This window comes from Nocardia anocheti (assembly GCF_029675105.1).
In the GTDB taxonomy this organism is placed as follows: domain Bacteria; phylum Actinomycetota; class Actinomycetes; order Mycobacteriales; family Mycobacteriaceae; genus Nocardia.
On the sequence record NZ_JAQQFV010000009.1, the window covers coordinates 252,523 to 273,849 of the forward strand.

Annotated in this window: 23 protein-coding genes and 1 pseudogene; 12 read left to right on the top strand and 12 right to left on the bottom strand. The window is 68.8% G+C overall.

Annotated features, from left to right (window positions below):
* Positions 1-125 precede the first annotated feature (125 nt).
* Positions 126-1,925, bottom strand: coding sequence for an acetyl/propionyl/methylcrotonyl-CoA carboxylase subunit alpha (locus QC180_RS24110; protein WP_278265081.1), 1,800 nt, complete (start codon positions 1,923-1,925; stop codon positions 126-128).
* Between the two features lie 188 nt (positions 1,926-2,113).
* Positions 2,114-3,004: a sulfurtransferase gene (locus QC180_RS24115; protein WP_278265082.1), complete on the bottom strand. Its 891-nt coding sequence runs from the start codon at positions 3,002-3,004 to the stop codon at positions 2,114-2,116.
* A 148-nt stretch (positions 3,005-3,152) separates the two neighbouring features.
* Between QC180_RS24115 and QC180_RS24120 the strand changes: the two genes are divergently transcribed.
* On the top strand, positions 3,153-3,908 hold the full coding sequence (locus tag QC180_RS24120; RefSeq protein ID WP_278265083.1) for a helix-turn-helix transcriptional regulator: 756 nt from the start codon (positions 3,153-3,155) through the stop codon (positions 3,906-3,908).
* Here the strand turns inward: QC180_RS24120 and QC180_RS24125 are convergent.
* The 3 genes from QC180_RS24125 to QC180_RS24135 all read right to left on the bottom strand — a co-directional run bounded on the left by QC180_RS24125 (position 3,834) and on the right by QC180_RS24135 (position 6,608).
* A complete protein-coding gene (locus QC180_RS24125) occupies positions 3,834-4,469 on the bottom strand; it encodes a Maf family protein (protein ID WP_278265084.1) in 636 nt (211 codons plus the stop codon). The two genes, QC180_RS24120 and QC180_RS24125, sit on opposite strands and share 75 nt — an antisense overlap.
* A gap of 5 nt (positions 4,470-4,474) precedes the next feature.
* Positions 4,475-4,804 carry an acyl-CoA carboxylase epsilon subunit gene (locus QC180_RS24130; RefSeq protein WP_278265085.1) on the bottom strand — a complete coding sequence of 110 codons (330 nt, stop codon included), beginning with the start codon at positions 4,802-4,804 and terminating at the stop codon, positions 4,475-4,477.
* Between the two features lie 163 nt (positions 4,805-4,967).
* Positions 4,968-6,608 carry an acyl-CoA carboxylase subunit beta gene (locus tag QC180_RS24135; RefSeq protein ID WP_278265086.1) on the bottom strand — a complete coding sequence of 547 codons (1,641 nt, stop codon included), beginning with the start codon at positions 6,606-6,608 and terminating at the stop codon, positions 4,968-4,970.
* 124 nt (positions 6,609-6,732) lie between these two features.
* On the opposite strand from QC180_RS24135, the gene QC180_RS24140 reads away from it, so the two are divergent.
* Positions 6,733-7,530, top strand: coding sequence for a biotin--[acetyl-CoA-carboxylase] ligase (locus tag QC180_RS24140; protein ID WP_278265087.1), 798 nt, complete (start codon positions 6,733-6,735; stop codon positions 7,528-7,530).
* Between the two features lie 161 nt (positions 7,531-7,691).
* Here QC180_RS24140 and QC180_RS24145 read toward each other — a convergent pair whose 3' ends face one another.
* Positions 7,692-8,660, bottom strand: a complete 969-nt coding sequence (locus tag QC180_RS24145) for an acyl-ACP desaturase (protein ID WP_278265088.1) — start codon at positions 8,658-8,660, stop codon at positions 7,692-7,694.
* A 127-nt stretch (positions 8,661-8,787) separates the two neighbouring features.
* Here QC180_RS24145 and QC180_RS24150 point away from each other — a divergent pair, with 127 nt between their 5' ends.
* Genes QC180_RS24150 through QC180_RS24160 form a run of 3 tightly spaced genes read left to right on the top strand, consistent with a single transcriptional unit; the run spans position 8,788 to position 11,378 of the window.
* A complete protein-coding gene (locus QC180_RS24150) occupies positions 8,788-9,321 on the top strand; it encodes a PH domain-containing protein (protein WP_278265089.1) in 534 nt (177 codons plus the stop codon).
* Positions 9,322-9,362: 41 nt separating this feature from the next.
* Positions 9,363-10,064, top strand: coding sequence for a response regulator transcription factor (locus QC180_RS24155; RefSeq protein ID WP_278265090.1), 702 nt, complete (start codon positions 9,363-9,365; stop codon positions 10,062-10,064).
* A gap of 6 nt (positions 10,065-10,070) precedes the next feature.
* On the top strand, positions 10,071-11,378 hold the full coding sequence (locus QC180_RS24160; RefSeq protein ID WP_278265091.1) for a sensor histidine kinase: 1,308 nt from the start codon (positions 10,071-10,073) through the stop codon (positions 11,376-11,378).
* Here the strand turns inward: QC180_RS24160 and QC180_RS24165 are convergent.
* Complete coding sequence (locus QC180_RS24165; protein ID WP_278265092.1) at positions 11,375-11,923, bottom strand: GtrA family protein; 549 nt, start codon at positions 11,921-11,923, stop codon at positions 11,375-11,377. The genes QC180_RS24160 and QC180_RS24165 overlap by 4 nt on opposite strands.
* 39 nt (positions 11,924-11,962) lie before the next feature.
* Here QC180_RS24165 and QC180_RS24170 point away from each other — a divergent pair, with 39 nt between their 5' ends.
* Together QC180_RS24170 and purE are read left to right on the top strand one after the other, a co-directional pair.
* Complete coding sequence (locus QC180_RS24170; RefSeq protein WP_278265093.1) at positions 11,963-13,189, top strand: 5-(carboxyamino)imidazole ribonucleotide synthase; 1,227 nt, start codon at positions 11,963-11,965, stop codon at positions 13,187-13,189.
* 153 nt (positions 13,190-13,342) lie between these two features.
* The gene (gene purE / locus QC180_RS24175) at positions 13,343-13,849 is read left to right on the top strand and encodes a 5-(carboxyamino)imidazole ribonucleotide mutase (protein ID WP_278265094.1); all 507 of its coding nucleotides are present in this window, start codon (positions 13,343-13,345) and stop codon (positions 13,847-13,849) included.
* Positions 13,850-13,881: 32 nt separating this feature from the next.
* Here purE and QC180_RS30405 read toward each other — a convergent pair.
* Together QC180_RS30405 and QC180_RS24180 are read right to left on the bottom strand one after the other, a co-directional pair.
* Positions 13,882-14,031: pseudogene (locus tag QC180_RS30405) on the bottom strand (hypothetical protein); the annotation flags it as partial.
* Entirely contained in the window at positions 14,031-14,489 is a 459-nt protein-coding gene (locus QC180_RS24180) for a helix-turn-helix domain-containing protein (RefSeq protein ID WP_278265095.1), read from the bottom strand. The pseudogene QC180_RS30405 and the gene QC180_RS24180, both read right to left, overlap by 1 nt.
* 188 nt (positions 14,490-14,677) lie before the next feature.
* Between QC180_RS24180 and QC180_RS24185 the strand changes: the two genes are divergently transcribed.
* Entirely contained in the window at positions 14,678-15,337 is a 660-nt protein-coding gene (locus QC180_RS24185) for a TetR family transcriptional regulator (RefSeq protein WP_278265096.1), read from the top strand.
* A gap of 165 nt (positions 15,338-15,502) precedes the next feature.
* A complete protein-coding gene (locus QC180_RS24190) occupies positions 15,503-16,660 on the top strand; it encodes an acyl-CoA dehydrogenase (protein WP_278265097.1) in 1,158 nt (385 codons plus the stop codon).
* 65 nt (positions 16,661-16,725) lie between these two features.
* On the opposite strand, the gene QC180_RS24195 is transcribed toward QC180_RS24190, so the two are convergent.
* Entirely contained in the window at positions 16,726-17,673 is a 948-nt protein-coding gene (locus QC180_RS24195) for a T6SS immunity protein Tdi1 domain-containing protein (RefSeq protein ID WP_278265098.1), read from the bottom strand.
* Positions 17,674-17,737: 64 nt separating this feature from the next.
* Here QC180_RS24195 and QC180_RS24200 point away from each other — a divergent pair, with 64 nt between their 5' ends.
* Positions 17,738-18,457 (top strand): hypothetical protein, encoded by a 720-nt coding sequence (locus tag QC180_RS24200; RefSeq protein ID WP_278265099.1) that lies wholly within the window; start codon positions 17,738-17,740, stop codon positions 18,455-18,457.
* Between the two features lie 2 nt (positions 18,458-18,459).
* On the opposite strand, the gene QC180_RS24205 is transcribed toward QC180_RS24200, so the two are convergent.
* Positions 18,460-18,744 (bottom strand): GNAT family N-acetyltransferase, encoded by a 285-nt coding sequence (locus tag QC180_RS24205; protein ID WP_278265100.1) that lies wholly within the window; start codon positions 18,742-18,744, stop codon positions 18,460-18,462.
* 35 nt (positions 18,745-18,779) lie between these two features.
* Complete coding sequence (locus tag QC180_RS24210) at positions 18,780-20,144, bottom strand: FAD-binding oxidoreductase (RefSeq protein WP_278265101.1); 1,365 nt, start codon at positions 20,142-20,144, stop codon at positions 18,780-18,782.
* A gap of 325 nt (positions 20,145-20,469) precedes the next feature.
* Here QC180_RS24210 and QC180_RS24215 point away from each other — a divergent pair, with 325 nt between their 5' ends.
* Both QC180_RS24215 and QC180_RS24220 read left to right on the top strand, forming a co-directional pair.
* The gene (locus QC180_RS24215; protein WP_278265102.1) at positions 20,470-20,781 is read left to right on the top strand and encodes a hypothetical protein; all 312 of its coding nucleotides are present in this window, start codon (positions 20,470-20,472) and stop codon (positions 20,779-20,781) included.
* A gap of 63 nt (positions 20,782-20,844) precedes the next feature.
* Positions 20,845-21,324 (top strand): GtrA family protein, encoded by a 480-nt coding sequence (locus QC180_RS24220; protein WP_278265103.1) that lies wholly within the window; start codon positions 20,845-20,847, stop codon positions 21,322-21,324.
* The last annotated feature ends 3 nt before the right edge of the window (positions 21,325-21,327 follow it).

Below are 21,327 nucleotides of genomic sequence, written 5' to 3' on the forward strand. Positions count from 1 at the left end.
CAGGTGGCCGCGCGCGCGGGCCGGTGGTCTTCGACCGCTGTTCACCGAAGGACCCCGGTGCTGTCGCGGCCGGGAAACAGCGAAGGGCGCCGGTCGGAAACCGGCGCCCTTCGTGGAACTGTCTCTTACTTGATCTCCGCCAGGACGGTGCCCTGGGTGATCGCCGCGCCCGCCTCGACGGACAGCCCGGTGACCACACCGGCCTTGTGCGCGTTGACCGGGTTCTCCATCTTCATGGCCTCGAGCACCACGATCAGGTCGCCCGCCTCGACGGACTGACCCTCTTCGACGGCGACCTTGACCACGGTGCCCTGCATGGGCGCGGTGACCGCGTCTCCGGAGGCCGCGCCGCCACCCGCGCCGCCGCGCTTGCGCGCCTTCGGCTTCTTGCGGACGACACCGTTACCGGCCGAACCGGCGGCCCCGCCACCGAGGGTGAACTGACCGGGCAGCGACACCTCGACGCGACGGCCACCGACCTCGACGACGACCTTCTGCCGGGGCAGATCCTCGTCGTCCTCGGCGGGCGCGCCACCGGGGGTGAACGGCTCGACGGTGTTCTTCCACTCGTTCTCGATCCACTTGGTGTAGACCTCGAAGGTCTCACCGTTGCCGACGAAGGCCGGATCCTCGATGACCGCGCGGTGGAACGGGATGACCGTGGCCAGACCGTCGACGTGGAACTCGGCCAGCGCGCGACGAGCCCGCTGCAGCGCCTGCATGCGGTTCTCGCCGGTGACGATCAGCTTGGCCAGCATGGAGTCGAACTGACCGCCGATGACGCTGCCCTGCACCACGCCGGAGTCGACGCGCACGCCGGGGCCGGTGGGCTCGGAGTAGACGGTGACCGGGCCGGGGGCGGGCAGGAAGCCGCGACCGGCGTCCTCACCGTTGATCCGGAACTCGAAGGAGTGACCGCGCGGGGTGGGGTCTTCCTTGATCGAGAGCTCTTCGCCGTTGGCGATGGCGAACTGCTGACGCACCAGGTCGATGCCCGCGGTCTCCTCGGTGACCGGGTGCTCCACCTGCAGGCGGGTGTTCACCTCGAGGAAGGAGACGGTCTCGCCCTGCACCAGGTACTCCACGGTGCCCGCGCCGTAGTAGCCCGCCTCGCGGCAGATGCGCTTGGCCGAGTCGTGGATCTTGGCGCGGACCTCGTCGGACAGGAACGGCGCTGGCGCCTCCTCGACGAGCTTCTGGAAGCGGCGCTGCAGCGAGCAGTCGCGGGTACCGGCGACGACCACGTTGCCGTGCTGGTCGGCGATGACCTGGGCCTCGACGTGGCGGGCCTTGTCCAGGTACTGCTCCACGAAGCACTCGCCGCGGCCGAAGGCGGCGATGGCCTCACGGGTGGCCGACTCGAACAGCTCGGGGATCTCCTCGATGGTGTGGGCGACCTTCATGCCGCGGCCACCGCCACCGAACGCCGCCTTGATGGCGACGGGAACGCCGTACTCCTTGGCGAACGCGACGACCTCGTCGGCGTTCTTGACCGGGTCCTTGGTACCGGCGGCCATCGGCGCCTTCGCGCGCTCGGCGATGTGGCGCGCGGTGACCTTGTCGCCCAGGTCGCGGATGGACTGCGGCGAGGGGCCGATCCAGATGAGCCCGGCGTCGAGGACGGCCTGGGCGAAGTCGGCGTTCTCGGAGAGGAAGCCGTAACCCGGGTGGATCGCGTCGGCGCCGGACTTGGCCGCGGCGTCGAGGATCTTGTCGAACACGAGGTACGACTCGGCCGAGGTCTGGCCGCCGAGGGCGAAGGCCTCGTCGGCGAGCTTCACGAAGGGAGCGTCGGCATCGGGCTCGGCGTAGACCGCGACACTGGTGATTCCCGCGTCTTTGGCAGCCCGGATCACGCGGACCGCGATCTCGCCGCGGTTAGCTACGAGTACCTTCGTGATCCGTGCGCTGGCATGGCTGGGCACTGAGCCTCCTGTGTGCATTCTTTGGTCGCTTCGGGGGACGGGTCGCCGTACAGGCCCCGTGCCCGGGATCGACAACTTTCGTCTCGGGCGAGTGTAGGCAGTGTGCCAACCCAGCTCGAACTCGGCTAGCCCTACCGTCGAGTAGGTCGCAGGTCACACTACGCGCCGGGCTGTGATGTGAACATGTTTCAAATCAACTGATTCGCCACGCCGGGCTCGGCGCCTTGGGCCACGGGCAGCCGCACCGAGTTGCCCCACTCGATCCAGGAACCGTCGTAATTGCGCACTGACCTGCGGCCGAGCAGGAAAGTCAGGACGAACCAGGTGTGGCTGGACCGCTCGCCGACCCGGCTGTAGACCACCAGATCCTCGGCTGCCAGCGCCCCGTAGACCTCGTCGAGCTCGGCGCGCGAGCGGAATCGCCCGTCGGGACCGGCCGCCAGTGTCCAGGGGATGTTGACCGCGGTGGGCACGTGCCCGCCGCGCACCGCCGCGTACTCCTGGTGCGGTGGCTTGTCCTCGGACTCGCCGGAGTACTCCTGGGCCGAGCGCACGTCCACCAGCGGGGCGCCGAGGCGGTCGAGCACCTGCTCGCGGAAGGCGCGCGCGGTGCTGTCGTCGCGCTCGACGTCCGGGTAGTCGCCCGCGACCAGGTACGGCAGGTCGAAGGTGGTGTCGCGTTCCTCGGAGATCCACGCGTCGCGGCCGCCGTCGAGCAGGCGCACGTCCTCGTGGCCGAAGAGGGTGAAGATCCAGGCGGTGTGCGCGGCCTGGGCGTTGCCCCGGTCGCCGTAGACGACCACGGTGTCGTCGCGGGCGATGCCCTTGGCGCGCATCAGCGCGGTGAAGCGCGGGCCGTCGATGTAATCGCGGGTCACCGGGTCGGACAGGTCGCCACGCCAGTCGATCTTGACCGCGCCGGGGACATGCCCGATGTCATAGAGCAGGATGTCATCGTTGGACTCGATGATCTTCAAACCCGGCACGCCGATGTTTGCGGACAGCCATTCTGTGGTTACCAATCGATGCGGGGCTGCGTAGGAACCGAAGGCGGGGTGCGGATCCGGGGCGACAGGCACGGTGTGGTCCTTCACGCGAGTTGGGTGGGTGCGGCTGTAGCTGGGCTGCGGCCGGTGGTAAGTGTGTGGTGGCGCATCACGAATCGACACAATGGACGAATAAAGCGCACTTGCGTCCGATAAAGTCTCTGGAGAGGAGGGGTGAGCTATGTCCGATTCTTGGCCGCGGCGGCGACTGCTCGCGATCCTACGTGGCGCCACCGAGCCCCTCGACGCCCAGGAACTGGCCAGGATCACCGGACAGCACGTCACCACCGTTCGTTTCCATCTCGACGTCCTCACCCGCGAATCGCTGGTGCGCCAGTTCCAGCAACCGCCGCGTGGTCGCGGCCGCCCGCGCATCGGCTATCGCGCGGTCCAGCGATCGGTGGGATACCAGGAACTGGCCCAGGTGCTGGCCGACCATCTCGGCCCCGATCCGATCACCCGTTCGGCGGCCGCCGTCGCGGCGGGCCGGGCCTGGGGTGCCCGCATGGACATCGGCGCCCAGCAGGTGGAATCACTGGCCGACGCGCGCGACATCACCATGTCGCTGATGTCGGAACTGGGCTTCGCGCCCGAGAAGGACCCGGTCGGGGAGACCACCGAGCACGTGGGGATCAATCTCACCGCCTGTCCGCTGCGCGAACTGGCCCGCTCGCACTCGGAGGTGGTGTGCGGCGTGCACGTGGGACTCATGCGGGAGGTGCTCGAGCGTAACGGGGCCCGCGGCCGGGTCGACGTGCAGCTGCACCCGTTCGTCGAGCCGGAACTGTGCACGGCCCGGCTGGAACTCACCTACGGCGACGAGGTGGCCGCGCAGGCCACCGAGGAGCGGGTGATCGCGCCCTCAGGCCCGCGCGTCCCGCCACAGCTGTGTGACACCGACGCCGACGTCTTCGAGCAGCCCGCGCAGCAGCGGTAGGCCGATCCCGATCACGCTGGAGGGGTCACCGTCGATCCGGTCGACGAACCAGCCACCCAGCCCGTCGAGGGTGAACGCGCCCGCGACCTGTAGTGGCTCGCCGGTGGCGATATAGGCGTCGAGCTCGTCGGGGCCCGGTTCGGCGAAATGCACGGTGGTACCGCTGCACTCGGCCGCCTCGGCGACGATCTCGCCGTCGCGCAGACGCAGCACGCAGTGGCCGGTCAGCAGGTCGGCACTGCGTCCGGCCATGCCCTTCCAGCGCTCGCGCGCCACCTCGGGGGTGTGCGGTTTGCCCTGCAGCTGCCCGTCGACGAGCAGCATGGAATCACAGCCGACGACCACACAGTCGTCGGCGAGCTCGGGAATCGTGGCGGCGACGTCGAGCGCCTTGGCCCGTGCCAAGGCGACGACGATGCCCTCCGGAGACGTACCGGCGGGCAGCGCCGCGGCGACGGCGTCCTCGTCCACCCCGGAGACCCGCACGACGGGATCGATGCCCGCCGTGCGCAGTACTCCGAGCCGGGCGGGGGACGCCGACGCCAGAACCAGTCGGGTCACCCGCGTCAGCGCAGGTGCGACAGCATCGGGTACGCGTACGGCGAGAACGGGGAGGTACCCCGGTGCATCAGCGTCGCGGTGCCCCAGCTGTCACGCGGGCCGTCCTGGCCACCCGAGGGTGCCGAGGCGGCGGCCGCGGCGAGCACCGCCACGAGCGCGGCGATGTCCTGATCGGTGGGCGCGCCCTTGAGGATGCGGAACATCGGCTCGCCGATGGCGTCCGCGGGAACCTCGGCTACCGCGCTCACAGACAGTTCGACCTCTTCGACGAGCGGTTCGACGGCGAGCTCGAGCTCGGCGGCGGTCAACACGTCCTCTTCTGCCACAGTTGTCACAGTGCCAGATCCTTCCTGCCTCGTCCGGGAGATCTGCCCCGGGACGAAGCGTGATGCTTCGATGTCACAGCGCGGTAACCGCGATCATTCCCGGTAGGCGCGCGCCGATCAATAGTTGCGTCCTGGCAACCAGTGTGCGCGGCCTATCCGGGATATCGCGTTTTCAGAGCGGAATGTTGCCGTGTTTCTTCGGCGGCAGGCTCACCATCTTGCGTTCGAGCAGTCGCAGCGCCGACACGATCTGGCCTCGCGTGTGCGAGGGCGGGATGACCGCGTCGACGTATCCGCGCTCGGCGGCGACGTACGGGTTCACGAGGGTGTCCTCGTACTCGTTCTGCAGCTCGAGGCGCAGCGCGTCGACATCGGCGCCGTTGGCGGCGGCTTCCTTGAGCTGCTTGCGGTAGACGAATCCGACGGCGCCGGAAGCACCCATGACGGCGATCTGCGCGGTCGGCCACGCGAGGTTCACATCGGCACCCATGTGCTTGGAACCCATCACGTCGTAAGCCCCGCCGTAGGCCTTGCGAGTGATGATGGTGATCTTGCCCACAGTGGCCTCGCCGTAGGCGTAGAGCAGCTTCGCGCCCCGGCGGATGATGCCGTTGTATTCCTGGCCGGTGCCGGGCAGGAAGCCGGGCACGTCCACCAGGGTGATGATCGGGACGTTGAAGGCGTCGCAGGTGCGCACGAAGCGCGCGGCCTTCTCCGAGGCGTCGATGTCGAGGCATCCGGCGAACTGGGTCGGCTGGTTGGCCACGATGCCGACGCTGCGGCCGTCCACGCGACCGAAACCGCAGATGATGTTCATCGCGCGCTCGGCCTGCACCTCGAGGAACTCGTCGTCGTCGAGCAGACGGCGGATGACCTCGTGCATGTCGTAGGGCTGGTTGGGCGAGTCCGGGATGATCGTGTCGAGCTCGAGGTCCTCGTCGGTGAGGGACTCCTCGATCGCGCCGGTGATCGGGTCGCTGGGCTCGTGGCGCGGGGCCTCGGCGCGGTTGTTGCTGGGCAGGTAGCCGAGCAGGTCCTTGACGTAGTCGAGGGCGTCCTGCTCGCCGGAGGCCACGTAGTGGGCCACACCGGACTTGGTCATGTGGGTGTGCGCGCCACCGAGGTCCTCCATGGTGACCTCTTCACCGGTGACGGTCTTGATCACGTCGGGGCCGGTGACGAACATCTGCGAGGTCTGGTCGACCATCACCACGAAGTCGGTGAGCGCGGGGGAGTACACGTGGCCGCCCGCGGCGGGGCCCATGATCAGCGAGATCTGCGGGATCACGCCGGAGGCCTGCACATTGCGGTGGAAGATCTCGCCGTAGAGGCCCAGGGAGACGACGCCCTCCTGGATGCGCGCGCCCGCGCCCTCGTTGATGCCGACCAGCGGACGGCCCGTCTTGAGCGCCAGGTCCATGACCTTGACGATCTTCTCGCCGTAGACCTCGCCGAGGGAGCCACCGAACACGGTGACGTCCTGGGAGAAGATGCATACGTCGCGGCCGTCGATGGTGCCGTAACCGGTCACCACGCCGTCACCGAGCGGGCGGTTGTTCTCCAGGCCGAAATTCACGCTGCGATGCTTGGCGAGGGCGTCGAGTTCGACGAAGGAGCCTTCGTCGAGCAGGGCCAGGATGCGTTCGCGGGCGGTCATCTTGCCCTTGGCATGCACCTTGTCGACCGCGGCCTCACCCATCGGGTGTTGCGCTTCTTCCAGCCGATTCCGCAGGTCAGCCAGCTTCCCGGCGGTGGTGTGGATATCGGGGGCGCCCGCCGAATCCGATGCGGGCTGCTGCTGGACACTCGTCATGGGTTGCGAGTGTAGCCACCGACACGTCCACGCACTACGGCAGTCTCGGCTACCGGTCAGTAGAGAAACCGCAGGTGGTTGCGGTCGTGATGGTTCACGGTCGTGGCCTAGTAGCGTGCCGGGAATGAACAGGGCACCGATCGATACCCCCCGTCTGCGCAGCTCCGTCGCCGAGACGGCGCCGTCGTTCTACGACCGGATCGACGTGGTGGACTCGACCGGTTCCACCAATGCCGATCTGGTCCTGCGCGCGGTCGACCGGTCCATCGATCGCCAGGCACTGCTGGCCGAGGAGCAGGTGAGCGGGCGCGGCAGGCACACCAGGGAGTGGGTCAGCCCGCCGCGCGCGCAGATCTCGCTGTCGATCCTGGTGCGGCTGCCCGGCGTGGTGCCCGCGAAGCTGGGCTGGCTGCCGCTGCTGGCCGGGGTCGCGGTGGTCGACGCGCTGCGCACGGCGACCGGTCTGGACCCGGAACTGAAATGGCCCAACGACGTGCTGCTGCGCGGGCGCAAACTGGCGGGCATCCTCGCCGAGGTGGTCGCGGCGGGGGACACCCCCGGCGTGGTCACCGGGATCGGCCTCAATGTCGACCTCACCGAGGACGAGCTACCGGTCTCGCACGCCACCTCGCTGCGCCTGGCCGGACTGCCCGAGGCCGACCGCACCGCGCTGGCCGCGGCCATCCTCACCGAGTTCGCCCGCCGGGTCACCGCCTGGCAGCGGGCGGGTTGGGACACCACCGAACTCGCCGCCGCCTACCGCGAACGCTGCACCACCATCGGTCTCGAGGTGCGCGCGGAACTGCCCGGCGGTGACGTGATCACCGGCACGGCCACCGGCGTCGACGACAGCGGTCGGCTGTTCATCGGCGAGCGGGCGGTCTCGGCGGGCGATGTGAGTCACCTGCGCGGGCAGTATTGATGGCGGCTGGTGCCGCGGGTTCGCGGCCCCCTGGGGGCCCGCCGGTCAGGTACCGCGGCTTGCTCCTTCGTCGCGTACGCCGCGGCACCTGACCGGCGGGCCGGGCCGCGAACGGCCTCCCTAGGGGTCGGCCTTCTCAGCGGGCCCAGGGGTCGGCCTTCTCAGCGGGCGGCGGCTGCCGTGCTCTGGCGTTCGGCTACCTCGCGTTCGCGCGCGAGGAGTCGGTCTCGCTGTTCCTCGAACTTGAGGACGTCCTTCTCCAGCTTGTCGAGGAACTGGGCCAGGTCGTCGCGGGCGGCTTCGGCGCGGGGGCCGAAATCGTCGCGCCCGAAGACATTCCATTGTTTGAGCACCGGGCGGACCACCTCGTCGAGGTGCTGGCGCAGGTCGTAGATGCCGTGCTTGGCCATCAGTACGCCGTTGCGTCGCCAGTTCGGCATGCCCGCGCCGGGCATCTGGAAGTTGGTGAGCACCTTGGTGATCGCGGGCATCGCCTGATCGGGTACCAGGTCGATCGCCGCGCCGCACAGGTTGCGGTAGAAGATCATGTGCAGGTTCTCGTCGGTGGCCACCCGCGCGAGCATGCGGTCGGCGACCGGGTCGTCGCAGACGCGGCCGGTATTGCGGTGGCTGACCCGGGTGGCCAGCTCCTGGAACGTCACGTACGCGACGTTCACCAGGAACCCGCCCCAGTTCGCCGGGGCGTGCGCGCCCTGGGTCATGTGGATCATCCTGGCTTCCTCGAGCGCCACCGGATCGACGCCACGCGTGACGACCAGGTAGTCACGCAGGACGATCCCGTGCCGGTTCTCCTCGGCCGTCCACCGGCCCACCCAGGTTCCCCACGCGCCGTCCTGGGAGAAGTTCTCGGCGATCTCGCGGTGATAGGAGGGCAGATTGTCCTCGGTGAGCAGATTGGTGATCATCGCCGCCTTGGCGACATCGGTGAGCCGGGATTGTCCGGGCTCCCAATCGTTTCCGCCCATGGCGGCGAAATTGCGGCCCTCGTCCCACGGGACGTAGTCGTGCGGATTCCAGTCCTTGGCGATGGAGAGGTGCCGGTTCAGATTCTGTTCGGCCACGGGTTCGAGGGCCGTCAGGATTTCGAGCTGGGTCAGATCTTTGGTCACGCGTGCCTCCACTGTCGGTGTCGAGCAAGCAGATATGGGCAAAACCTGGCAGCTAGCGTGGAATCCACAGTATCGGTTCGGCCGTGGCTTCGAGAAATGCGCCGTCACAGCGCGGTACTGTGCGTCCATGGGTTACCCGGAGGATGTCCTCGCGCCCGACGAGCAGCTGATCCTGCACCGTCACCCGCACTGGAAGATGCTGGTGTGGCCGATCATCACCCTCATCGTCGCGACCGCGCTCGCCGGTTTCCTCGGTGGGCTGGCCTGGCGCAACACCGAGGGTCATGTGCGCACGGTGCTGTTGCTGCTGATCGGGCTGGCCTGGCTGGGCGTGCTGGCCTGGCGGGTGGTGGCGCGGGTGATCGCCTGGAAGTCGACGCATTTCATCGTCACCGGTCGGCGGGTGCTGGTGCGTCAGGGCGTCATCACCCACACCGGTATCGACATCCCGCTCAGCCGCATCTCCAGCGTGCAGTTCCGGCACGGCGTCTTCGACCGGCTGCTGGGCACCGGCACGCTGATCATCGGCTCCTCCTCGGAGGAACCGCTGGAATACGACGACATCCCGCAGGTGCAGCAGGTGCATTCGCTGCTCTACCACCAGGTCTTCGAGGCCGACTGCGCCCACGGCGACCAGCCCTGGGGCACCGGGTATCGGTGAGCTGACCGCGCGCCGGAGTCCAGACCACTTAACCTGGGCACATGACCGCCGTACTGCTGGCCGAAGACGACGAGGCCATCGCCGCACCCCTGTCGCGGGCGCTGGGGCGTGAGGGCTACACCGTCACCGTCGAACGGTTCGGCCCCGCCGTGCTGCGCCGGGCCCTCGAAGGCGACCACGACCTGCTCATCCTCGACCTCGGCCTGCCCGGCATGGACGGTCTCGAGGTGTGCAGGCAGGTGCGTGCCTCCGGCGCCGATCTGGCGGTGCTGATGCTCACCGCCCGCACCGACGAGGTCGACTTCGTGGTCGGCCTGGACGCGGGGGCCGACGACTACGTCGGCAAGCCGTTCCGCCTGGCCGAACTGCTGGCCCGGGTGCGAGCGCTGTTGCGGCGCAGCGGAATCGGCGACGACGCGGTGGAGGTCGGCGGGATCCGGCTCGAGCCCGCGGCCCGGCGCGTGCTGGTCAACGGGGCCGAGGTGAACCTGGCCAACAAGGAGTACGAGCTGCTCAAAGTGCTCATCGACCGGGCCGGACAGGTGGTGCCGCGCGAGACCATCCTGCGCGAGGTCTGGGGCGACGCCGATCTGCGCGGTTCCAAGACCCTCGACATGCACATGTCCTGGTTGCGCCGCAAGATCGGCGACGAGGGGCCGATGGCCGAACGCCGCATCGTCACCGTGCGCGGCGTCGGCTTCCGGCTCAACACCGACGCGCCCTCGGGCGCGAGCCGAGGCTGACCGGCGGTGCGCCGCCGCATCCTGCGTTCGATCCTGACCGTGCTCACCATCACCACGGTCGTGCTCGGCGTCCCGCTCATCTACACCGCCTGGCTGTGGGTCGAGGACATCACCCGCAACGACCTGCAGAGCCGCCTGGACCGGGTAGCCGCCGAGGTGATCGCCCAGGAGGGCGGTGACGGCACCGTCCAGGACGGGCTCGACGTGCGCGCGATGCGGGCGCTGGTGCCCGAGGGCGGCAAGCTCACCATCGTCTATCCGGCGCCGCACGACAACGCGGCGCGCACCGACATCGGCGTCGACCACGTCGATGATCCGCTGGTGGAATCGCTGTCCATGGGTACCTCCGGGTCGCTGCGACTCGAGGTCCCCGCCGGGCCCATGCACTCGCGTCAGGAACAGGCCGTGGCCGCGGTCGCGCTGGCCGTGCTCGCCTCGCTCGGCGCCGCCTTCTCGGTGGCGGTCGTGACCGCGCGCCGGGTCGCGGACCCGCTGCGCGATGTGGCCGCCCGCGCCGCCCGCCTGGCCATGGGCGATTTCCGGCCCGACCCGCGTCGCCACGGCATCGCCGAACTGGACCGGGTCTCCGACGTGCTCGACTCGGCCACCGTCGAGATCGCGGGCCGCCTGCAACGCGAGCACGCGCTGGTCGCCGACGTCTCGCATCAGCTGCGCAGCCGCCTGACCGCGGTGCGCCTGCGCCTGGACGAGCTGTCCACCCACGCCGACCCCGAGGTGGTGCACGAGGCCGAGGAGGCGATGGCCCAGGTCGACCGGCTCACCGACGCCATCGACGAACTGGTGCGCGCCTCCCGCGACGAGGACGCCGCCGATCGCGACCCGGTCCCGGTGATGGCCGAGCTGCGCGGCGTGGTCGCCGAATGGGCCCACCCGTTCACCGAGGAGGGCCGCGAGCTGCGCCTGACCGGCGACGAGTCGCTGCGGGCCCCGATCACCGGTTCCCGTCTGCGCGAGGCCGTCGCGGTCCTGGTCGACAACGCCCTCATGCACGGCGGCGGCACCTGCACCGTCTCGGTGCGCACCGTCCCGACCATGAGCTCACGCGATCCGCTGATCTGCGTGGAGGTCGCCGACGAGGGCGAGGGCATCCGCGACGAGCTCGCCCCGCACATCTTCGACCGAGGTTTCTCGGCAGGCGGCTCGACCGGTGTGGGCCTGGCGCTGGCCCGCGCGCTGGTGGAGGCCGACGGGGGCCGTCTGGAACTGCAGCGACGCCGTCCGGCGCTGTTCGCGGTGTTCCTGAACTCGAAGGTCAACCGGTCGCCCAACGCGACCCTGACCGAGCCGCGCTAGCTGCGGCCGAGCGGTTCCTGTTCCTCTTCGATCAGGTCTTCCAACTCGGCGACGATCTCGTTCATCTCGTCGGGGAACACCCACCGGCGCATGGCCCAGAAACGGAACGCCATCTGCAGGAAGTTGCCGATCACGAACGCGCTGACGAAGTCGGCGATGTTCTCGGTCAGGAAGCTCACGTTCGGCTGCCGCAGATCGAGCATGTAACTCGAGATCCACAGCGGGATATTGCTCAGCACCACGCCGATGCCGCTGACTCCGAAGAACAGCAGCGCCTCGTGATGTTTCTCGCGGCCGCCGCGATTCTTGAACGACCATTCCCGGTTCAGGATGTAGGACGCGATCACCGCGACCACTCCGGAGATGATCTTGGCGGTGACCGGTTTCTCGGCCAGAACGGTCCATTTCAGGAGGTAGAACAGGCCGCTGTCGATCACGAACGTGGTCGCTCCGACGATGGCGAACTTGATCAGCTCACGGTGCCGGTACGCGGATTCGCGTAGGCGCGGGGGAAGGACGCTGACCACGTCGTCGACGATTGACACGAGTTCCGAGTGTACCGGTAGCAAAGATTCGCTTTCGACATGACAACATTGCACGACGTGAGTGCACGTTCGTTCGATCCGTCTGCCATGCCCACCGTCACCATGGTCGGTGGTGGCCAGCTCGCGCGCATGACGCACCAGGCCGCGGTCGCCCTCGGCCAGCGTCTGCGGGTGCTGGCGACCGCGCCCGGTGACCCCGCGGCCCAGGTCACGCCCGATGTCGTCTACGGCAGCCACGACGACCTCGAGGCGCTACGCGCGGCCGCGGTCGGCTCGCACGCGCTGACCTTCGACCACGAGCACGTGCCGACCGAGCACCTCGACGTGCTGGTCGCCGAGGGGGTGAACGTCGCCCCGCCGCCGCAGGCCCTGATCTTCGCCCAGGACAAGCTGGCCATGCGCACCAAGCTCTCCGCGCTGGGCCTGCCGGTCCCGGCCTTCGTCGAGGTGACCGCGCCCGCCGACGCCATCGCCTTCGGTGACGAGCACGGGTGGCCCTTCGTCCTCAAGGCCGTGCGCGGCGGCTACGACGGTCGCGGCGTGTGGATGCCCGCCGACGCCGCCGAGGCCGAGCGGTTGGTCACCGAGCAGCTCGCGCACGGCGTGCAGCTGCTGGCCGAGGCCAAGGTCGACCTGAAGCGTGAGCTGTCGGCCATGGTGGCCCGCTCGCCGTTCGGGCAGGCCGCCACCTGGCCGGTGGTGGAGACCGTGCAGCGCAACGGCCAGTGCGCCGTGGTGATCGCCCCCGCCCCCGACCTGCCCGAGGACCTCGGCGCCCGCGCCGAGACCATGGCCCTCGAGCTGGCCGCCGGACTCGGCGTCGTCGGCGTGATGGCCGTGGAGCTGTTCGAGACCCACGACGGCGAGATCCTCGTCAACGAGCTGGCCATGCGTCCGCACAACTCCGGCCACTGGGGCATGGACGGCGCCTGCACCGGCCAGTTCGAACAGCACCTGCGCGCGGTCCTGGACTACCCCCTCGGCGACACCACCCCGCTGGCGCCGGTGACCGTGATGGCCAACATCCTCGGCGCCGCCCAGGCCCCCGAGATGCCCATGGACGAGCGCCTGCACCACCTCTACGCCCGCCTGCCCGAGGCCAAGGTCCACCTCTACGGCAAGGGCGAGCGCCCCGACCGCAAGATCGGCCACATCAACATCCTCGGCGACGATGTCGCCCAGGTCCGCGAGAAGGCCGAGCGGGCGGCGCACTGGATGTCACACGCCGTCTGGACCGATGGCTGGGACCCGCACGGCGGCGAATAACCACCCACCCACCCACCCGACCACCACGGGGTTTCGGCCGCCTCGCCGCCGAGGGGCGAGACGTACCGCCGAAGGCGAAGTATCGCCCCTCGGCGGCGAGGCCCCCAGGGCCGAAACCCCCGCGGCGCCAGCCGCAGAAAGGCACAGCACAGCATGAGCACCAACGGTCCCCAGGTCGGCCTGATCATGGGCAGCGACTCCGACTGGCCCACCATGGAGGCCGCCGCCGAGGCGCTGGCCGAATTCGGCGTCCGCTTCGAGGTCGGCGTCGTCTCCGCGCACCGCACCCCCCAGCGCATGCTCGACTACGCCCGCGACGCCGCGGGTCGCGGCCTGCAGGTCGTCATCGCCGGTGCGGGCGGCGCCGCCCACCTGCCCGGCATGGTCGCCTCGGCCACCCCCCTGCCCGTCATCGGCGTCCCCGTCCCCCTGAAGTACCTCGACGGCATGGACTCCCTGCTCTCCATCGTCCAGATGCCCGCGGGCGTCCCCGTAGCCACCGTCTCCATCGGCGGCGCCCGCAACGCGGGCCTGCTCGCCGTCCGCATCCTCGCCGCCCACGACCCGTCCCTGCGCACCCGCATGGAACAGTTCCAGTCCGGCCTCGAACAGATGGTCCTCGCCAAAGACGAAGCCCTCCGCACCAAGCTCCTGGGCTGACGCTGACCCACCCCACGTGAGTAGGCGATCTCCTGGACGCACGCCCAGACAACCCGGTCATCGAGGTCGATCAGGTCGAGCAGAAAATCGTCCGGGCTTTTCGCGCGGGCCAACCGGATGAACAGGTCGCGGACGGCGTTCCCGTAGAGAACGTTCGCGTCGTATACGACGATGAATGCCATCAGAGTTCGAGTTCCTGGCCGAGGCGGGTCAGTTCATCGGCGGCCTCCCTGCTGGCGGTCTCACTGCGCTGCGCGTACGCCTTCAAATCGTCGAACCGGATGCGGCGATGCCTGCCGACCAAGCGGTGGGGGATCTCACCTGCGTCCAGGAGGCCGACGACATAGGGCCGCGAAACATTCAGCATGTCGGCCGCCTGCTGGGTCGTCATCTCGGCATTCGATGGAACGACCGAGACGCCGCGTCCTTCTGCTGCTTGAGCCAGGATGAATGCGAGCAAACTGACGGCCTCCCGGGGCAATGCCAGGGCCTCATCGCTGCCGATCTCGCCGGTGACCGGAATGATCTCCTCATCCGGGTGGTGCATGAGGTAGTCCTTGATCCGGCGCATGGCCCGGTCTGCGACCGCTGCGTCGATCGCTCCGGGTTCGGCGCGCTTGACTGAACGAAGTGTCGACATGGGTGCCTCCCCGCTCGGCTCGGGGCGTCGTTCGGACACCGGCGGCATCGATGATTGATGTGTACGCAGTAAACGCAACAAACGAAATAAACGAAGTAGACAAATCGCGCGATCGGTCGCGATCGAGGTGACTTGTGTCGCTCGCCTGGCTGAATCGGCTCGCGGGCCGATGGCTAACGTTGACCCCCGTGGCACACGACGACGCGGCGCAGTTCAGGCTCACGGTGGTGGATCAGGCGTTGCGGTTGTTCGCCGAGCGGGGGTACGAGGCGACGGCGGTGGATGAGATCGCGGTGGCGGCGGGGATCTCGCGGCGGACGTTCTTCCGGCAGTTCCGGTCCAAGGAGGACGTGATCTTCGCCGATCACGAATTCCAGCTGGCGACCGCGCAGGAGTTCCTGGAAGGGGCGGTGGGGGATCCGTGGGACGCGGTGTGTGAGGCCGTGATCGGGGTGTTCGAGCGGTTCACCCAGTGGCGTGACATCGCCGCGCGCCGGTATCAGGTGGTGCGTCGGGTGCCCGCGCTGCGCGAGCGTGAGATCGTGACGGTGTTTCGCTACGAGCGGCTGTTCACCGAGTTCCTGCGCGAGCGCCTGCCGGAGGTGCCGGATCTGGTGCGGGTGCAGTTCACCGCCGCGGTGACCGCCACCCACAACTATCTGCTGCGCCGGATGGTGCGCGGCGAGCCGGGCGCCGAGGTGGGCGATCTGCGCGCCGAGCTGGCCGCTATCCCGCGCGGCAGGCGGGCGGTCCCCGGGCCCGAGGAACTGGTCCTTGCGGTGTTCCCGCGCGACATGCCGCCGCGTCAGGTCGCCGACCTGCTCACCACCCGGCTCGATAATCTGTGAACGCGAGCACGCCGTAGCGGCCCATGTGCGGCACTGAGTGCCACAGGTATATCCCCATGTAGTGACAGAGTGCCGCGCGTATAATCCTCAGTGGACTGGCACTCAGTGCCGACGAAGACGCGCTGTCGACCACAGCGATCACCACCACGACCAGGAGTGTGCCCGATGGCGGGAAACCCCGACTTCAACCTGTTCCAGCTCGAGGACTTCCACGATGAGCTCCGCGGTGCCATCCGTGGTCTGTGCGAGAAGGAGATCGCTCCCTACGCCAAGGACGTCGACGGCAACGCCCGCTTCCCCGAGGAGGCGCTGACCGCCCTCAACGCCGCCGGTTTCAACGCCGTGCACGTGCCCGAGGCCTACGGCGGCCAGGGCGCCGACTCGGTCGCCACCTGTATCGTCATCGAGGAAGTCGCCCGCGTCTGCGGCTCGGCCTCGCTGATCCCGGCCGTCAACAAGCTCGGCACCATGGGCCTGATCCTCAACGGCTCCGAGGAGCTGAAGCAGAAGGTCCTCGGCGACCTGGTGAACGGCAAGATGGCCTCCTACGCGCTGTCCGAGCGCGAGGCCGGTTCCGACGCCGCCTCCATGCGCACCCGCGCCAAGGCCGACGGCGACGGCTGGATCCTCAACGGCTCCAAGTGCTGGATCACCAACGGCGGCAAGTCCGAGTGGTACACCGTGATGGCCGTGACCGACGCCGAGAAGGGCGCCAACGGCATCTCCTCGTTCATGGTCCACAAGGACGACGAGGGCTTCGTCGTCGGCCCGCTCGAGCACAAGCTGGGCATCAAGGGTTCGCCGACGGCCGAGCTGTACTTCGAGAACTGCCGCATCCCCGGTGACCGCATCGTCGGCGAGCCCGGCACCGGTTTCAAGACCGCGCTGCAGACCCTCGACCACACCCGCCCGACCATCGGCGCGCAGGCCGTCGGCCTGGCCCAGGGTGCCCTGGACGCCGCGATCGCCTACACCAAGGACCGCAAGCAGTTCGGCAAGGCCATCGCCGACTTCCAGAACACCCAGTTCATGCTCGCCGACATGGCGATGAAGGTCGAGGCCGCCCGCCTCATGGTCTACACCTCCGCGGCCCGCGCCGAGCGCGGCGAGAAGAACCTCGGCTTCATCTCCGCCGCCGCCAAGTGCTTCGCCTCCGACGTGGCCATGGAGGTCACCACCAACGCCGTCCAGCTCTTCGGCGGCGCGGGCTACACCACCGACTTCCCGGTCGAGCGCATGATGCGCGACGCCAAGATCACCCAGATCTACGAGGGCACCAACCAGATCCAGCGCCTGGTCATGTCCCGCCAGATCCTGCGCTGATCACACTCTGAGCGCGCGCCTGTGGCCCTCGGCGGATCTCCCGCCGGGGGCCACGGCTGTCCGGTCTACTTGCGGCCGGGTAGTTTTCGCCAGCCGGAGCGGCGTGGCGGCTCACCGGTGACAATCGATACCTGGGCGCCTTCGGGGATGAATCGGGCCTGGTTGTGGATCTGACCTGCCATGCCGACCGCGGTGACGAAATCCATCACCTCCACATTGTCCGCCCTCAGCTCGCCACCGAGGACGGGTGGATGGGTGAAATCGTAGATCTGGTCGGGCGCGGGCACCGTGCCGCGTGCCGCGAGCTCGGTGATCAGTTCGGTACGCAGCAGGCGTGACTGTTGTTCCGGGTCGTTGAGAGCGGCTTCGCATCCGTCCGAAGTCGCCCATGCTCGAGTCAGTGAGCCTTCGACGATGTCGAGCAGCCAGACGCCGTCCGCACTGGTGAGGAAGACGTCACCGAACAACGAAGTGAAGACCGGCTGTTTGCCCTCGAGCCCGATCCACTCCCAGTCGGCCAGCGCGGCGGCGAATTGTTCGTCGCCGAACTGGGCGATGCGAGATGGTGCTTCGCGCGGTGTCGGGTCGACGCCGTGGAACTGGGCGACCAAGTCGAGGAAGGTCCAGATGTCGCCGGTGGTATACGTGTCGGGCTCCATCGAGCCGCCGAGGAACGGGTACGGCGTAGGGATGTAGACCTGATCCTCGCCGAGTGGTCCGAGCAGCGCGCGGATTTCGGCGACATGGTCAGGGAGCAGCACATAGGCCGCGAATCCCGGGTCGCGGAGCACGGTGTCGGCGAATTCCTCGATGCTCGGGAACCTGCCGTAGCTCTTGGCGGCCGCCGTGAACGGATGCAGCACGGCGAACTCACCCCCGGACTCGGCCAGGAAGACGTGCCCGAGATCGGAATAGCCGACGATCGCTTCGAACTGTGGAAACTGTGCGGCCCAGCCCGGGGCCGCTTCGGCGGCACGGACAGGTCGGATCAGTCGGAAGGACTCGGTGCTCATCGATATATCAAAGCAGCACAGAGACTTTCGTACACATGGGCTCCTACCCGCTACCTTGACGAGCATGGGTCGCAGAAAGAGTGCCGCGCATCGGCGGTGGGGTACGCCGGAATCGGTGTACGTCTATCCGACCCCGCGCGGCTGGCGGCACTCGGTGGTATTCGTCGACGGCGGGCGTCTCTGCGGGCGATTGCCTGGTCTCCCCTCCACTGCCGATCCGGAGACGGTGCGCGCGGCTGTGCGGGAGATGATCGAGTTCCTTGTCGAGGACGGCTCCGTTGTCAGGCTGCATTGGCGCTCCGCGGCGGACGGCTGGTCCGCGACCATCGAGGTCGGCACCGGCGCCGAGGTTGCTGGTGGTTCGGCGGCGGCCTTCGAGGCGCTGGCGGACGCACTCAGCGGCGCCGATCACCAGGTGATCCTCGAGTTCGGCCCGGTGATCGAGCTTGCCGACGGCTTGCCGCTGCGGGAACCGCTGCCACAGGTGGTGCGGTCGATCACCGGCGGCCCGGTCCGTGTCGTGCGGCCGATCATGCCGGTGACCAGGTGGGTCACGGTGTTCGGTGCGGCGGTGACGGGGATGGCCGCGCTCGGCAGGCGGCGGGCCGATGTCGCCGACCAGTTGAGCACGGTGGTCGGCGTCATCGAAACGGCGCTCGGCGATGTGCGGATGGCTGTCCATGTCGAGCTGTCACCCGACGACTACGGCGTGTGCGCGGCCACGGATTTCGTCTTCTTCTCCCGGTCGCACGCGGCCCGGCTGCTGATCTTCGTCGTCGATTGACCTCAGGCCACCAGGTCGGCGTACTCCGGGTGTTCGGTGATGTATTTCTCGACGTACCAGCAGGTGGGGATGACGTGGTAGCCGGAGGCTCGGGAGTCGTCGAGGCCGAACTCGACCACGGCGGCGGCCACGCCGCGGCCCCGGTATTCGGGGAAGGTCATGGTGTGGTGGAAATCGCGGACCTTGGTGTCTTCGCGTTCGGCGTAGTCGGCGTAGCCCGCGAGGACGTCGTCGTGGTAGATCTCGTAGCGGGTGTCGGCGACGTTGTGTTCGAGCCTGGTGGTCATACCGGATGCTAACCCGGGGCCGGGGCGCGATGTTCCTACAGGATCGCGCCGGGGTTGAGGATGCCCTCGGGGTCCAGGGCGTGCTTGACGCGGCGGGTCAGCTCCATCACCTCGGGACCGACCTGGTCGGGCAGCCAGCCCTTCTTGAGCCTGCCGACGCCGTGTTCGCCGGTGATGGTGCCGCCCAGGCTGATGGCCAGGTCCATGATCTCGCCGAAGGCGCGGTGGGCGCGGGCGGTGTTGTCGGGGTCGGTGGGGTCGTGCACGATCAGCGGGTGGGTGTTGCCGTCGCCCGCGTGCGCGATCACCGAGACCAGCACGTCGTTGCGTTCGCTGATGGTGGTGATGCCGGTGATCAGCTCACCGAGGCGGGGCAGCGGCACGCCGACGTCCTCGAGCAGCAGCGGGCCGATGCGCTCCACCGCCGGGATGGCGAATCGCCGTGCGGCGGTGAAGGCTTCGCCTTCGGTGGCGTCCTCGGTGTGGAAGACCTCGGTGGCGCCCGCCTTCTCGCACAGCGTCACCATCACCTGTGCCTCGTGCCCGGCGAATTCGCCCGGCGCGTCGGAGCGGGCGACCAGCAGCGCGGCCGCGGTGCGGTCCAGACCCATGCGCATCTCGTCCTCGACGGCATTGATGGCCACGGTGTCCATGAATTCGAGCATGGCGGGACGCAGGGTCGAGGTGATGGCCAGGATCGCGTCGGTGGCGGCGGTGAGTGAACCGAAACTCGCGACGACGGTCGCCTGCGGTGGCTGGGCGGGCAGCAGACGCAGGGTGAGTTCGGTGATCACGCCGAGGGTGCCCTCGCTGCCGACGAACAACTTGGTCAGCGACAGCCCCGCCGAGTCCTTCAGGCGCGGCCCGCCCAGGCGCACGGGCGTCCCGTCGGCCAGCACCACCTCCATGCCCAGCACGTAGTCGGTGGTCACGCCGTATTTCACACAGCACAGCCCGCCCGCGTTGGTCGCCGCGTTGCCGCCGATCGAGCACATCTCGAACGAGGACGGGTCCGGCGGATACCACAGCCCCTCCGCCGCGACGGCCCGCTTCACCTCGGCGTTGAGCAGCCCCGGCTGCACCACCGTGGTCCGCGTCACCGGGTCGACGCTGATCTCGCGCATCAACTCGGTACTCAGCACGATCCCGCCGTCCACGGCCGTGGCCCCGCCGGAGAGCCCCGAGCCCGCCCCGCGCGGCACCACCGGCACCCGGTTCGCGTGCGCCCAGCGCAGCGTGGCGGCCACGTCGTCGGTGCCGCGAGCCCGCACCACGGCCAACGGTGTTCCGGCGTCGGGGTCGCGCGCCCAGTCCTGCCGATACCCCGCCAGCACATCCGGATCGACCACCACCGCCCCCGCCGAGAGCGAATCCACCAGCGCACCCAGTTTCGCGTCCACCCTTCAACGCTAGCCGCCACCGCCCCGCCGGTCAGGCGATCACCGCGCGCCGGTGCGCGTGAATATCGGGAGACGGCCGCGACCAGCGCGTACTGATCCGCTGACCAGATGGGTGTGCGCCATAACGATGCGCAGTCGGCATGGTTGTGATTCGGCGCGCCCGGTTGGTGTTTACGCCGTCCGAGCGGTCACAATGCTCGAGACGGAGATTCCGGCGGGTGGGTTGCCGGTCGATCCCGTGTTTCGCGTTCTGCTCCACGGTGCGCCGGTGCGCATTGACCACGCGGTGCCCTTGTGCCGCATCGTTTTTCGCAGGGAGGACCGGATGATGCAGGAATCGCAAGACCGAAGCGAGCTCGTCGGCGCCCTGCTGGCGGCCGAGTACGCCGACGCGGGGATCGATGTCGACGCCATGCGGGCTGTGCGGGCCGGTGAGCACGGCGAATGGCTCGCGGCACTGGAGGCGACCGGCCTGTTCGGCCACACCGCGCTCAACGAGATCGCCCTCGCCTGGGCTCGCGATCCCGAACTGCTGCGCGACGCCCTGCTCGTCGAGGCCGACGAGTTCACCCGCCGCCGCTGCCTGGCCGCGTGGGCGGCGCCGCAGGCCCGCCCGGCCACCGCGATCGGCGGCTGACCCAGCCGCTCGCGTTTGCCGTCCGCTCATCTGCGCGACACCTGCCGCTGGCAGGGTGGCCGCGTGGAGCAGCTCACGGAGTCGGTGGCCGATCGGTTCAGCCGCTGGTGCGCGGTGGTGGTCGACCGGTTGCCCTGGGGGCTCGCGCGCTACGTCCCCGCCACCTTCCTCGGCTTCGCCCTGATCAACAGCTTCACCTTCGGCGTCGACCTGGTGCTGCTCACGCTGCTACACGGCGCGGCCGGACTGCCGATCTGGCTCTCGATCACCGTCGCCTACATCATCGCGTTCGGACTGAGCTTCGTCCTCAACCGCACCTTCAACTTCCATTCGCACGCCCCGGTCGGCAGGCAGGCCGCGGTCTACGCGGTGGTCGTGCTGGTGAACTATCTGGCGTTCATCCTCGGCGTCGGTTCGGGGCTGACCGCCCTGGGCCTGGAATACCACCTGGCCCGCCTCGTGGCCGGTGCCTGCGAAGGCGTCTATATGTACTGCGCGCTGCGCTGGATCGTCTTCCGCGGCACACCCGTTCCCGTGCGCTGACGC

Coding starts and splice junctions, on each gene's coding strand:
- QC180_RS24120 (WP_278265083.1), top strand. CDS start 3,153: ATGTCCGATTCTTGGCCGCGGCGGCGACTGCTCGCGATCCTACGTGGC.
- QC180_RS24135 (WP_278265086.1), bottom strand. CDS start 6,608: ATGACGAGTGTCCAGCAGCAGCCCGCATCGGATTCGGCGGGCGCCCCC.
- QC180_RS24140 (WP_278265087.1), top strand. CDS start 6,733: ATGAACAGGGCACCGATCGATACCCCCCGTCTGCGCAGCTCCGTCGCC.
- QC180_RS24150 (WP_278265089.1), top strand. CDS start 8,788: ATGGGTTACCCGGAGGATGTCCTCGCGCCCGACGAGCAGCTGATCCTG.
- QC180_RS24155 (WP_278265090.1), top strand. CDS start 9,363: ATGACCGCCGTACTGCTGGCCGAAGACGACGAGGCCATCGCCGCACCC.
- QC180_RS24170 (WP_278265093.1), top strand. CDS start 11,963: ATGACAACATTGCACGACGTGAGTGCACGTTCGTTCGATCCGTCTGCC.
- purE (WP_278265094.1), top strand. CDS start 13,343: ATGAGCACCAACGGTCCCCAGGTCGGCCTGATCATGGGCAGCGACTCC.
- QC180_RS24180 (WP_278265095.1), bottom strand. CDS start 14,489: ATGTCGACACTTCGTTCAGTCAAGCGCGCCGAACCCGGAGCGATCGAC.
- QC180_RS24190 (WP_278265097.1), top strand. CDS start 15,503: ATGGCGGGAAACCCCGACTTCAACCTGTTCCAGCTCGAGGACTTCCAC.
- QC180_RS24195 (WP_278265098.1), bottom strand. CDS start 17,673: ATGAGCACCGAGTCCTTCCGACTGATCCGACCTGTCCGTGCCGCCGAA.
- QC180_RS24200 (WP_278265099.1), top strand. CDS start 17,738: ATGGGTCGCAGAAAGAGTGCCGCGCATCGGCGGTGGGGTACGCCGGAA.
- QC180_RS24205 (WP_278265100.1), bottom strand. CDS start 18,744: ATGACCACCAGGCTCGAACACAACGTCGCCGACACCCGCTACGAGATC.
- QC180_RS24215 (WP_278265102.1), top strand. CDS start 20,470: ATGATGCAGGAATCGCAAGACCGAAGCGAGCTCGTCGGCGCCCTGCTG.